This is a genomic window from Butyrivibrio sp. WCD3002, assembly GCF_000424265.1.
GTDB lineage: Bacteria > Bacillota > Clostridia > Lachnospirales > Lachnospiraceae > Butyrivibrio.
Genome location: NZ_AUJO01000026.1, coordinates 36,998 through 49,284, shown reverse-complemented (window position 1 = coordinate 49,284; position 12,287 = coordinate 36,998). Strand labels below are relative to the sequence as shown.

The following is a 12,287-nucleotide window of genomic DNA, read 5'->3' as shown; positions in this document are numbered from 1 at the left end:
GATTATTACCAACTGCCAGGTCAGTAACAATCCAACTTTACTTGAGGTATTCTTTTTAGGTCAATCCCTGTTTAAATCATACAGGAAGCTTTTAATGCTATTATTATATCAAATTATGAGGTAAAAGGTCAAAATAGATATTATAATAGCAATTAGCTGAAGAAAATAGAATATTGGTTGTCGGTGGTGCTCCGGCAATCAGGTTGTAACTGGACGCGTGTGAAGTGAAGACCTTTGCATGCGTTCTTTTTATATCATAGGAAATTGCTTCCTATGATATAAAAAGACACTCCGTGGGATGCGCAGCTCGCGGAGATGAAAGTTAATTGCTGCGCAATTTCTACGTTCCACTCCGGTCGTCGCAGAGCAGATGTCCACTGGACATCTTGCGACGCTCGCGCGCGGATTTCACAAGCGAAATCCTATTTGATTATGGAGGTAAAACAATGCAACAGAACACAAACAGATATCTTGCAGAAGAGAAGATAGGAAAACTTCTGCTTAAATTTTCAATCCCGTGTATCATGTCGCTTCTCGTATCTGCACTCTACAACATAGTGGATCAGATATTTATCGGAAGAAGTGTGGGTTATCTTGGTAATGGCGCTACAAATGTCGTGTTCCCGATAACAGTCATTTCACTTGCTATCGCACTTATGATAGGTGATGGAAACAATTTTGCTCTTGCCGACGAGTATTTTAATTTCATAATAATAGGAATTCCTTTCTTTGTAGTTGGAAATGGTCTTAATTCGATCATCAGGGCTGACGGCAGTCCTAAGTTCGCAATGATAACAACGCTGATCGGATGTATTCTTAATGTAATCCTGGATCCGATTGCCATATTTGTTCTTGGCTGGGGGATGATGGGAGCTGCCCTTGCAACGATAACCGGACAGATAGTGACGGCAGTCTGCGGCCTTGTATATCTTACGAGAGCAAAGTCTGTAAAGCTTGATAAAAGGAGCTTTATCCCCGACAGAAATATTATTTCAAAGTTTATGCCTCTTGGAATCAGCAGTTTTCTTACACAGATTTCGATTGTGGTTATCATGGGTGTAATGAACAATGTTCTCGTCACCTATGGTGCAAGAAGCAAATATGGTGCAGATATTCCTCTAACAGTTGTGGGAATAGTCATGAAGGTATTCCAGATAGTGATCTCTGTATGCATCGGAATAGCAGCAGGATCTCAGCCTGTCATAGGATATAACTATGGAGCAGGAGAGTATAAGAGGGTAAAAGAGCTGTTTACCACAATAGTAAAAGCAGAGGCAATAGTAGGAGCGGTCGCACTTGTCCTCTTTGAGGCATTTCCTCTTCAGATAACCGCGATATTCGGAAGCGAAGACGGGCTATACAACGAGTTTGCTGTAAAGGCATTCAGGATATTCTTGTCAATGATAATCTTCACATGCATCCAGAAGTCGGTAAGCGTTTTCCTGCAAGCACTTGGCAAACCTTCTATGGCAATGGGGCTCTCACTCCTTAGAGAATTTATCCTTAGTGTTCCTCTTGCAATAGTCCTGCCCATGTTCTTCGGTGTAGAAGGAGCATTATATTCTGCACCTATTGCAGATGTTGGAACACTTATCGCTGTAGTGATCATGTCCGCTATAACATTGAAGGAACTTAATAAAAAAATATCTGAGGAACCTGTAGCTGAGCCAATCACTGATGCGGCTTAAAGGTTCCGGGAAATAGCAAGGGTCATGTTTCGGTTGATATAAACTGATACATGGCTCTTTGTTAATGCTTCAACGGTAGAACATACGATGGATGCTGGGCCTTTGAGTGAAAAAGTAATTGCAAGGCAGTAAAAGTGAATGCAATCATAAACCTTAATTTTCTCCTTTTAAGATGGGGTATAATTAGTAAAAACTGTTGTTTTTGCTTAAATCTGAGCACTACCGTTAGGACACGGCTCAGACACGGGTCGGCGCGCCGGAACGTGGGCCGGGATTTTTGATATAATTGAATGGCTAATATATCCAGGACTAAACGGAGATTAACGATGAGAATAGGAATTGTATCTGATACTCATGGGCTTCTCAGAAGAGAAGTGATAGAAGGCCTGCAGGGTGTTGATCACATAATTCATGCCGGGGATATCGACAAGAAAGATGTGCTCGATGAGCTGGAAAAGATTGCACCGGTCACTGCAGTAAGAGGAAATGCTGATAAGGATTGGGCAGTGTACCTTCCTGAGAAAGCACTCCTTGAATTTGAAGGCAACAGGATTTATGTGATCCATAACAAAGGGATGATTGATGACTTCATCGATGACCTTCCCATCATTATTTATGGACACAGTCACAAGTACTCCTTGGCCACAAAGAAGTACGGGCAGATCTGGTTCAACCCCGGTTGCTGCGGAAAAAGAAAACCGGATCAGGAAGTGAGCTATGGAATTCTTGAGATCCGGGGTAAAGATGATTTTTCTTTTGAGAAGAAAATCATAAAGGTCGAGGGCAGCACCAGTTCTCTTCCGAAGAATATCGACTCTATTATCTCCAAGGCGATGAAACTTGCTGACAAGGGGACTTCGCATGAAGAGATAGCGGCGAAATTGAAAATATCAGAAGACCTGGCGGAGCAGATCTGCCGGATGTACTTTACCCATCCTGGTGTAGATGTTGCTGGGATTCTGCAGAGGATAAGTTAACAAGGCAAAAAGAGATAGCAGATAATCTGGCAGATGATCATAATCACGATTGGATGGTACTTAATGAGATGTTTATAGAGATAGTAGGTTTAAAGTCTACTTTATGTTTATGAAAAGCCGGTTGATATCGACAATCTTGTTCTCCAGAAAGAAGAGGTAGATGAAGTTAAATGGTTTGACATAAATGAGGTGCGAGAGGGTTGTCTCCACAGAGATGGAACATTCTGTGTTCCGATGGAGGGGCTTGAAACACTCATGAAGTATATTGGTGAGGATCAATGAATCAGGCAGAATTGATTAATAAAGTAAATAGCTCCATGTATCATCAGGTGAAGACAACAGGTTATGCCACAGCTGTACAGACTTTGATGGATTTGGGGATCTTGTCAAAAGAGGACTATGAGAGATGGCGAAATGGTCAGATTCCGTATCTTGAAAAGGTCTGTAAGATTAACCTGAAGAAACTTGCAGGTGTTCTTGAGGAAATGAAGCGGTACGCTTCAAAAAATAATCTGAAGCCGAGTTTTACATTTTATAAGCAGTGGGGAAGAAAGAATAAAAGCACTGTGCAGCTTAGATTTAGTAAGACCGGGAATGAGTATATTGAGAAACTGTATGCGACTCATTATGTGAGAAATTGATGCGGATGTAACACTATATGGGGAGTTCCTCCCACAGAGGGCTTATGAAGAGGCAGTTGCGCTTATAAGATATGCAGATCTTCTTATAATAGGAGGGACTTCTCTTGAAGTAGGTTCTGCAGCTCAACTTGCGCATATGTATCATGGAAAATATATGGTGATAATCAATAAAGGAAAGACTAAAATGGAAGGGAAAGCAGATCTTGTTTTCCATGACAGCATTGGGAAGGTTATGAACTTGCTGGATTGGTAAATCCGACTTAGTGAGTGTGAAAACACAGGAGCGCTTATATGAAGTATAGAGAAAATAAAAAAACCAAAGACAAGATAAGTGAAATAGGATTTGGTTCGGCATATATATTTGAGGCAGGATTTGACACTGCGGTGAAAACACTTCGCCATGCGTATGAAGGCGGAATCAACTATTTTGATATGGCCGCCGGAGATGGAAGTGCTTTTCCTATGTATGGAGAAGCTCTTTCAGATGTCAGGGACAACATCATATATCAGATTCATTTCGGGGCCGACTACTCACGGGGAACCTACGGATGGTCACTTGACCTTGATACTGTAAAAAGGTCTCTTGATAGACAGCTTCATGATCTAAAGACTGACTATATAAATTATGGTTTTATTCATTGCCAGGATGAGTTTTCAGACTGGGAAACATATCAGAGAAACGGTGTATATGACTATCTCCAGCAGATGAAAGCTGAGGGCGTTGTAAAGCATACCGGATTATCATCACATACTCCGGCAGTCATACAGAAGATCATGGATGATGCGGATATTGATATGCTTATGTTTTCTATCAATCCTGGGTATGACTACGGACAAGGTGATTATGCTCATGGCGGTGTGGATGAGAGAGCAGAAGTATACAAGCGCTGTGAAAAAGAGGGTGTTGGAATATCTGTCATGAAGCCTTTTTCTGGAGGACAGCTCCTTGATGCCAGGCAATCTCCATTTGGACAGGCACTGACTCCTTACCAGTGCATCAGATATTGCCTGGATAAACCCGGAGTTTTGACTGTCCTACCTGGGGCTCAGAGTGTAGCAGAAGTAGATGAACTTCTTTCATATTATGACAAGTCAGAGGAAGCGCTCGACTATTCAATCATAGGTACTTTTGCTCCATCCCAGGCTGAAGGTAAGTGTGTGTACTGTAATCATTGCAAGCCATGCCCCGCAGGAATAGATGTTGGTCTTGTAAATAAATATTATGATCTTGCTAAGGTTGGAGACTCTCTTGCAGTAGAGCATTACAAGACTCTGGAAAAGAATGCATCCGACTGTATATCATGTGGCCACTGCAACAGCAGATGCCCGTTCGGGGTAGATCAGATTAGCAGGATGAAAGAAATTGCGGAGTTCATGAAATAATCCGTGGAGAAAATGGTAGATTGATGTTGGGGTTGCGGGACGAAACCATTAGGTTACGTTTCGCAACCTTTGCTATTGCTTTGAGATTTGTCTCTGAATATAATGTGCTCATCAGAGTCGACACTGATTTTTGGAGCAGAGATTATGCAGCTGATAAACACTGATAAATATATCAATCTACTGCGGGAAGAGTTGGACAGGGTTGGGGTCCCATGTACAGTAGAAGGACCATTTCCCAAACGGTTGCCAAAACATGAACTGCCTGCAAAATAATATTTTTTAATAGCAATCAGAAAGATTAATCTATGATTTCACCATTAATGGACCTGCCCTCATATTCGGCCAGGTCTTTTAATTTTGCGTGAGTTTCTGAATCTATAGCCATTGCCAAGGAGAAGGGAGTTCATTTAGGCAGACAGCAGGCATGAGTCATAGCACATTCTACAGAAGGTGTAAAGCAAAACAAAACGAAATAAAATATAAAAAATCTCTTAAAAATGGAAAACAATATTCCGATTAGTAGACTATATGAAACAATATCATTTACAATAAATATGTAGTATTTATGCAACTTAGCGGAATATCATCAGTAGGAAATTGAGTCAGAAATCGTGTTTAAGATTGTCTGATTTCTGAAACATGAATAAATATTAGGATGAGCACGCATTTGCTCAGATGGTATATGCCCTGGGCTACCTTAACGGTGGGAGGGATGAGTTTGAAAAAGAGACCTATGCCACAGATAAGATTGCTCTACACATTGAAAGAATCCGGGAAATAATTACCAAAAGGCAGGTTGATGCTTCTAAAGACTGGAAGGCTTTTGGCGAAAGTCTTTCCGGAGAGACGATTCCGGATTTTGATAAGGACGAACATATAGCGGAATACAAAGCAGGAAATAGAGAAGATACATACCTGGGACGGTTTTTTCAAGCTTCTTATGAAACAGCAGTAATAAATCAGATAAGAGAAAGGATAGCTAATGAGAAACAAAGAATGGAGCGTATTCAGAAAAACTACAGCTGTGATTCTTACAGCTACTTTGGTGCTCATATCTGCGGGCTGTGGAAAAGGCGGGAACGCGACTGAATCTGATCTATCGAATGAGGATGGCTCTGGTTCTGTTCCTTCCGGAATTCCCGGGGGAGGAAAATGGGTTGATTCTGACGTTGTATTCACAGTCAGGTCTGAGGATAATATACGTTTTCAGGATGATTTTGCAGCGGCTGCCAATAAAGATTATATTGCATCTGCTGTTCTGGACCCCGCATATGAAGAGGCCAGTATATTTCTTGATGCAAATAAGCTGATGTATGAAAGATATATGGAGATTGCTTCTGATGAGGCTATGTCAGGTGATAATGCAGAAAGATATAAAGCATTGGTTAAACTGTATTCTGATTGGGATGAGCGAAACAAGCTTGGAGTAAAGCCTCTTGAAAAGTATATTTCGGATATACAGAGCATATCCTCTATAAGTGAACTTACGCAGTACCAGGGGAACACTACGAGAAATCCCTTTGGGCTGGGGCTGTTAAATCCGGAAGCTGTGAGTACACAATTGCAGTTCCCGGACAAGAGCACGTTAAAGCTTCAGGCTCCAAAGCTCTCTCTGGGGTCTAATTCCTCATATGTGGAGTATACAAGCAATACATTAGCAGCTAAAGAAAAAAACGATGATGTAATCTTCTATTTCCTTGGAAGGCTTGATTTTTCTGAAAAAGAGATCAAGGCTATCCTGAAAGGCAATTACCGTATAGAGACTTTTATCGCAAGAAACAGTAATATCGAAAACTTCGGTGTTGGGGAGATGTTTACACAGGCTCAGAACACCAGGGAAGGGCTGAAGACTTTACAAGGGGATTATCCGCTTTTACAGATATTGGATAGCAGAGGCTATTTGAAATGTGACAGCTTTTATGTGGATTATTCCTATCTGCAGTCCTTACATAAGATCTATACCGAAAAGAACCTTGAAGATATCAAGTCATTCCTCATTGTACAGACCATTAATTCAGTTAAATACCTTCTCGACCGCGAATCATATGAAAAGATGGTTAAGCTGTATATGAACGGCGCTGATAACTATGAGGGAATTTCAGATAGCCAGAATAGTGTCCTTTTTAGAAATGACATTAAGATCTGTGGCTTTTTACCATTGCTGGATACTTTGTATCTGGAAAAATATTATACAGATGACGAAAAAATAGCTAAGATAAATGAATTTACAAGTGAACTGATAAAGGCGTATGCACAAATACTGGATGAAGAAGACTGGATGTCAGAAGAAACAAGGACAGCTGCAACGGGGAAGCTGCAAAATATGGCTTTGCATCTTGTAAAGCCTGATAATATCGCCGATTATTCAGCTGCGGACATAAAGTCCTATGAAGAAGGAGGAAATCTTGTAGAAGCTGCTGCTGAGGGCAGACGGATGATAGAAACTCACATGGCAGTTAAAAGCGCTGATTCAAATTGGGATAGATATAAATGGGATATTTACGATGCTTCCAGAACTACTACCGAAGTCAATTGTGTGTACTATTGCAACGAAAATGGCATCTATATAATGGCGGGATATCTGGCTATGTGCGATGCTGCTTTTGGAGAAGATGCATCACTTGAGCAGTTTGCAGGCATCGTAGGAACTACGATTGGCCATGAGATAACCCATGGATTTGATTCAAACGGAACAAAGTTTGATCTTTACGGGCGCCAGTTTGATGATGATAAAATCCCCATTGATTGGATGACACCACAGGACAGGTCAAAGATGGATGAAAAAGCATCAAAGCTGGCAGGATACTTCTCACTGGCAAGGCCGATTCCGGGGCAGCAGAAGGTAAATGGAAATGCCGTAAAAGATGAGGCTATTGCTGATATGGGAGGTGTCAAATCAGTACTTTATGCGGTAAGGGAAATAACTGATTTTGATTATGATGAGTTTTTCAGAGCCTTTGCAAGGCAATATGCGGAGCAGACAACTGAGGAAAATGAACTTGATACCATGAAAAGCGACATGCATCCGCTTCCGTTCCACAGGGTAAATATTGTTCTTCAGCAATTTGATGAATTTATAGAAACCTATGATATAAAGCCGGGAGATGGAATGTACTTAAGCCCGGAAAAAAGAGTCAATGTCTGGTGATATCTGTTAGGAAGGAGACAAACTATGGGATCAGAGACTTCAAATGCAGCAATAAGGCTTGATAACATAATCAAAAGCTATGGTAAACATGACGTACTTAAAGGTGTCACCATGCAGGTGAATAAGGGAGATATCTACGGCCTGGTAGGCAAGAACGGAGCAGGTAAAACCACTATTTTTAAGATGATTCTGGGGCTGTCAGAATACACTTCAGGCAATGTTTCCATAGCCGGATCCCGGAACCGAAAAGAGCTGTTTGCAAACAGATCAAAGGTAGGCTTCTTTGTCGGATCCAATTTTTATGGTTATCTTTCCGGCAGGGCGAACCTCGAATACTACGCAGCAGCTAAGGGGCTTAAGGGAAAAGCGTTAAAGGAGGAAGTGGACCGTGTTCTAAAGGTTGTTGGTCTTGTAGACGGTAAGGAAAAGCAGAAAGCTAAGGGCTATTCCCTTGGAATGAAACAGCGTCTCGGAATAGGCAATGCAATCCTTGGTAATCCGGATATTCTCATTCTGGATGAGCCGACCAACGGTCTTGATCCTCAGGGAATAGCAGATATTCGTCATATGATACGGCGGTTTAGAGATGAGTTTGGCATGACAGTCATAGTTTCAAGCCATATTCTGGGAGAACTGGAAAATACCGCGGACCGTTTCGGTATAGTACATGAAGGCGTTATAGCAAAAGAAATCACACAGGAGGACCTTTCTGCAAAGCGCCCGGAAGTGGAACTTACAGTCTCAGCCGGAAATTTGGAAAGAGCTAAAAGTATTCTTGCAGAGAATGGTATTGATATTCTTAAAGAAGGAAAAGAGAAAGTTACTCTGGAAGATTATTACTTTGAACTCATTGGAGGATCTGCAGAATGAGAAATTTGTTAAGAGCGGATTTGAAGCGTATCTTTCGGGTTGGTCTTATTTATATAGGGCTTTTGTTGGCGCTGATCTATATTTCATATACGGTGCTTGAAGGTGTTGTAAATGATGGCTCAATCGGACTGGTCAGAGGTGTACAGAAGTCGCTTAGCGGGGCGCCTATAGCTCTTTTTATTGTTTTTCCCACTTTCTATGCTGTTTTTGCTCATGAGCTTTCCTCAAAGTCCATGCAGGCTGTACTTGGTCATGGCATAACAAGGGATAAGCTCATAGTTGCAAAGCTTCTTGATGCGGCAATTGTACTTCTTTGCGTGTACCTGGTCATCATTGCGGTAACCCTTGCAGTAATAAACGGAGGATCAGCAATTATATTAAGCTCGCAGCAGCAGACGAACCTTGTTGTTTTTATCATACTGAGGTGGCTTAGACATTTTGGATACATTGTCTTTTCAGCCATGATCATGTATATTTCGGGCTCTACGGTTCTGGGTATAGTCGTATGTGTGGCATTTACGGTTGTGTTTAAACTTGTGTTTAATATGATAGAGTTTTTTTCCTCACTGTCATTATATGACTATACCTTTGATGGCCTTTTGGACTGGGCATATACCGGAATAGAGATGGAAGCTTTCCCGTGGCAGCTTCTTCCGGCAGCCTGCTATCTCTTGGCAGCACTGGCAATCACTACCTATTTCTTCCGGAGAAAGGAGTTTGACTTTTGAAAAATCTTATTTTGGCAGATGTAAAAAGAATACTAAGAAAGCCGGCATATTGGATTGTGCTTGCAATATGTCTGTTAATTTCGTTTTTCTGGACCTTGGGTGCAAAAAGAAATGGAACCGTAAGAGGCCTTACTTTTGCCACTAATCAGGGAACTGCTATAAATACAATGAATCTTTTTATAGGGATTGCTATTTATGTGAGCGTCTACGCCGATGAGTTTTCGTCTAATTCTATGCAGTGCCTTATTGGAAGAGGAATTTCAAGAAAAAGACTCCTTATCGCCAAGTTCATTAACTGCGTGATCATTACCTTTATTTCTTATGGAATCTATGCCCTTTTTATCACCTTAACAGGTCTGATAATGGGCGCAAACATGAACATGTCAGAGAGCAGCTTTTTGTACAGTACGATATTGACCAATGCTTTTCTTATCCTGGGTTATGCAACCATATCCATGATTATTCTTTTCTGGAGTAAGAATGTTGCCTATGCTACTTTGGTGGATGCATTTCTTCTTTTTGCGGGAGATACACTGCTGAGCGGCCTGAATATGATTCCGGTGATAAAATTCTGGCATATAGACAGGCACGTTTTTTCACATGCCCTTGCATGTGCCAAAGTAGATCTGCTTCTAACTGGTGGAACAGCAATATTTACACTCCTTTGGCACGTTGCAAAAATCTGTGTTATTTCGATTATTCTGGCATATCTGCTCTTTAGGAAAAAAGAGCTGGATTTCTGATTTTTATTGGCGGAGAAGAAAGGAATTTCAAGCATGAAAAAGAGAGCGGTATCTCTGATTATATGTATGGCTATGGTAGGGACTATTATGGCCTGTGGTAATAACGCGGCTCCTTTGGAGGTTGTTGATGAAGCGCCGCAAGCAATATCAGTGGTGGAAGAAAGCACTGAAAATGAAGAAACAGATATGTCCGTCAGTGAAGGAAATTCAGACGCACCGGCAGGTGAAGAGGAAAAAGAGACGGTAACGACAGGAGGATATCCGTGAATAAACTCGGACATAAAAGAGAATGTTACTCCTGACATGGAGGTTTCTCCTAAGGATGATTTTCATCTCTATGTAAATAAAGGATGGCTTGCTCCTGAAGACAGGCTTTTGATCTGGTGATCCATCAGCCGGAGCATTATTTTGGCAGAAAAGCTCTGACTGAGTATATCCATAATTTGTATACAAAGAAAGGAGAAAAATATGACATCGATTATCAGTTTTGTTCTAAGTTTGATTATTGTGGGGATTCTTTATAAGAATATGATTGCCTGGGAAGGAGATTACAGAATTTCAAGAGGACAGGCATTATTGCCGGTATTACTTGGACTATTATCAGTGCCGCTTTCATTTGTCTTTTTCCTGATAATCGGACTTACATTCAGGGCTGTAACCGGATTTGTACCTACAGATGGACCTCTATTACTTGCCAGTTTCAATCATGCGCTTTTTTCTGCAGCGCTGAATGAAGAATTGGCAAAACTTATCATTACGCTTATTGTATTATGCATCTATAGGAAAAAAATTAGAAATGTATATGAATATATGCTGATAGCAGGTGCTGTCGGATTCGGGTTTATTCTTATAGAAGACTTTGTATATAGTGTCAGTCTTCCTGTTCTCTTGATGAGGTTGCCGGGTATAACAGTGCATATGATGCTGGGGCTTGCCATGGGAAGACATCTTGGACTTGCCAGATATAACAAAGTAACAGGCAGAGGGTCTGTATTAAAAGAATATCTTCTTGCTTTTTTTGTCCCTGTGGTTTGGCATACTGTTTTTGATTTTTTTGGTGCAAACATGCTCATACATGCCGGGGATAATGTAGAGACTATGACAGCGGAAATACAAAGAACAACATATATTGGTGCTGGTATGGTGTTAATTGCGGTAATTCCGATATTCTTTTTCCAGTTCTACATATTCAGACGACTTAAGAAAAATGCCGCAAACCTTGTAGCGCTTTCCTTCATTGCTGAAAACAGTACAGAGCAGGAGAATACCAATGCTTAAAAAGTATATTGAATTTATGAAAAAATCTCCGCTGATAACTGCTGCGATCTGCATAGTATACGTGGTTGTGTGTTTCAATACAGTACCTACAGAGACAAATTTCCAGTTCTTTATAGTAAGGACCATGCTCTGCGGAGCGGTGTGCTTTTTCCTCTACCAGATATCCGGAGATAAGACGCTTGCCTCCTGCTATGTTTCTACAGGATATGTCATAAAGAACACCATTGGATTTTTAGTGATGTCCCTTATCATTGGCTCTGTATTGCTGATTTCGAATCTAGAAGAAAAGGTGCCCCTGAAGGAAAATCCGATATTGGGATTTATCATTATATTTCTTATGTTTATTTCTGTGGGACTTTTTGAGGAACTGGCTTTCAGGGCAGTTATAAACGATGCGATCGTCTATAAGTTCAGGGAAAAGAAATATGTCTTTGTTCTGAGTGCAGTGGTTTCCTCACTGGTATTCGGGGCTGTACATGTTTTGGGATTTGATCCCTCATCGCCTGTTGCATGGGGACAGGCGGTCGCCAAAACACTGGAATCAGGCGTTTTTGGTCTGGCTCTCCTCATACTGTATTGGAAGACAAGAAATATCTGGGCCTGCGGCCTGGCTCACGGACTGTTTGATTTTTTTGCCGGTTATACAGAAGGTCTGTTTGTTCCGACGGGAGATTCAGGTTCATCGTATATTAATACCGGTGAAGATGGCGCGAGAATCCTTATCACATACTTTATAATTGCTGCAATAAATGCAGTTCTGACGTTTATTGTGTGGAAGAAAGTCGGTAAGACTATTGATTTTGAAAAGATCAGACGAGAATGGTAAGGAGA

12 protein-coding genes are annotated in these 12,287 nt (G+C 41.1%); all 12 read left to right on the top strand.

Going from position 1 to position 12,287, the window contains the following annotated elements; translation table 11 throughout:
• Positions 1-446: 446 nt before the first annotated feature.
• Complete coding sequence (locus G608_RS0115645) at positions 447-1,688, top strand: MATE family efflux transporter (RefSeq protein ID WP_026496796.1); 1,242 nt, start codon at positions 447-449, stop codon at positions 1,686-1,688.
• Positions 1,689-2,014: 326 nt separating this feature from the next.
• Positions 2,015-2,665, top strand: coding sequence for a metallophosphoesterase family protein (locus G608_RS21500; protein ID WP_051209420.1), 651 nt, complete (start codon positions 2,015-2,017; stop codon positions 2,663-2,665).
• Positions 2,666-2,943: 278 nt separating this feature from the next.
• On the top strand, positions 2,944-3,306 hold the full coding sequence (locus G608_RS21495; RefSeq protein WP_051209418.1) for a hypothetical protein: 363 nt from the start codon (positions 2,944-2,946) through the stop codon (positions 3,304-3,306).
• A 291-nt stretch (positions 3,307-3,597) separates the two neighbouring features.
• Positions 3,598-4,689: an aldo/keto reductase gene (locus G608_RS0115625; RefSeq protein WP_026496795.1), complete on the top strand. Its 1,092-nt coding sequence runs from the start codon at positions 3,598-3,600 to the stop codon at positions 4,687-4,689.
• A 675-nt stretch (positions 4,690-5,364) separates the two neighbouring features.
• A complete protein-coding gene (locus tag G608_RS0115615) occupies positions 5,365-5,778 on the top strand; it encodes a hypothetical protein (protein ID WP_026496794.1) in 414 nt (137 codons plus the stop codon).
• Positions 5,672-7,837, top strand: coding sequence for a M13 family metallopeptidase (locus tag G608_RS0115610; protein ID WP_081677465.1), 2,166 nt, complete (start codon positions 5,672-5,674; stop codon positions 7,835-7,837). The genes G608_RS0115615 and G608_RS0115610 overlap by 107 nt, the downstream gene beginning before the upstream one ends.
• Before the next feature lie 24 nt (positions 7,838-7,861).
• Positions 7,862-8,707 (top strand): ABC transporter ATP-binding protein, encoded by an 846-nt coding sequence (locus G608_RS21490; protein WP_051209416.1) that lies wholly within the window; start codon positions 7,862-7,864, stop codon positions 8,705-8,707.
• Positions 8,704-9,435: an ABC transporter permease subunit gene (locus G608_RS0115600; RefSeq protein ID WP_026496792.1), complete on the top strand. Its 732-nt coding sequence runs from the start codon at positions 8,704-8,706 to the stop codon at positions 9,433-9,435. The genes G608_RS21490 and G608_RS0115600 overlap by 4 nt, the downstream gene beginning before the upstream one ends.
• Positions 9,432-10,178: an ABC transporter permease gene (locus G608_RS0115595; RefSeq protein ID WP_026496791.1), complete on the top strand. Its 747-nt coding sequence runs from the start codon at positions 9,432-9,434 to the stop codon at positions 10,176-10,178. The genes G608_RS0115600 and G608_RS0115595 overlap by 4 nt, the downstream gene beginning before the upstream one ends.
• Before the next feature lie 33 nt (positions 10,179-10,211).
• The gene (locus G608_RS0115590; RefSeq protein ID WP_155833310.1) at positions 10,212-10,445 is read left to right on the top strand and encodes a hypothetical protein; all 234 of its coding nucleotides are present in this window, start codon (positions 10,212-10,214) and stop codon (positions 10,443-10,445) included.
• A gap of 201 nt (positions 10,446-10,646) precedes the next feature.
• Complete coding sequence (locus tag G608_RS0115580) at positions 10,647-11,456, top strand: PrsW family glutamic-type intramembrane protease (protein ID WP_026487766.1); 810 nt, start codon at positions 10,647-10,649, stop codon at positions 11,454-11,456.
• Positions 11,449-12,282: a CPBP family intramembrane glutamic endopeptidase gene (locus G608_RS0115575; RefSeq protein ID WP_026496789.1), complete on the top strand. Its 834-nt coding sequence runs from the start codon at positions 11,449-11,451 to the stop codon at positions 12,280-12,282. Before G608_RS0115580 ends, G608_RS0115575 begins: the two co-directional genes overlap by 8 nt.
• Positions 12,283-12,287: the final 5 nt, after the last annotated feature.

Coding starts and splice junctions, on each gene's coding strand:
- G608_RS0115575 (WP_026496789.1), top strand. CDS start 11,449: ATGCTTAAAAAGTATATTGAATTTATGAAAAAATCTCCGCTGATAACT.
- G608_RS0115600 (WP_026496792.1), top strand. CDS start 8,704: ATGAGAAATTTGTTAAGAGCGGATTTGAAGCGTATCTTTCGGGTTGGT.
- G608_RS0115625 (WP_026496795.1), top strand. CDS start 3,598: ATGAAGTATAGAGAAAATAAAAAAACCAAAGACAAGATAAGTGAAATA.
- G608_RS21490 (WP_051209416.1), top strand. CDS start 7,862: ATGGGATCAGAGACTTCAAATGCAGCAATAAGGCTTGATAACATAATC.
- G608_RS21495 (WP_051209418.1), top strand. CDS start 2,944: ATGAATCAGGCAGAATTGATTAATAAAGTAAATAGCTCCATGTATCAT.
- G608_RS0115580 (WP_026487766.1), top strand. CDS start 10,647: ATGACATCGATTATCAGTTTTGTTCTAAGTTTGATTATTGTGGGGATT.
- G608_RS0115615 (WP_026496794.1), top strand. CDS start 5,365: ATGGTATATGCCCTGGGCTACCTTAACGGTGGGAGGGATGAGTTTGAA.
- G608_RS0115610 (WP_081677465.1), top strand. CDS start 5,672: ATGAGAAACAAAGAATGGAGCGTATTCAGAAAAACTACAGCTGTGATT.
- G608_RS0115645 (WP_026496796.1), top strand. CDS start 447: ATGCAACAGAACACAAACAGATATCTTGCAGAAGAGAAGATAGGAAAA.
- G608_RS21500 (WP_051209420.1), top strand. CDS start 2,015: ATGAGAATAGGAATTGTATCTGATACTCATGGGCTTCTCAGAAGAGAA.
- G608_RS0115590 (WP_155833310.1), top strand. CDS start 10,212: ATGAAAAAGAGAGCGGTATCTCTGATTATATGTATGGCTATGGTAGGG.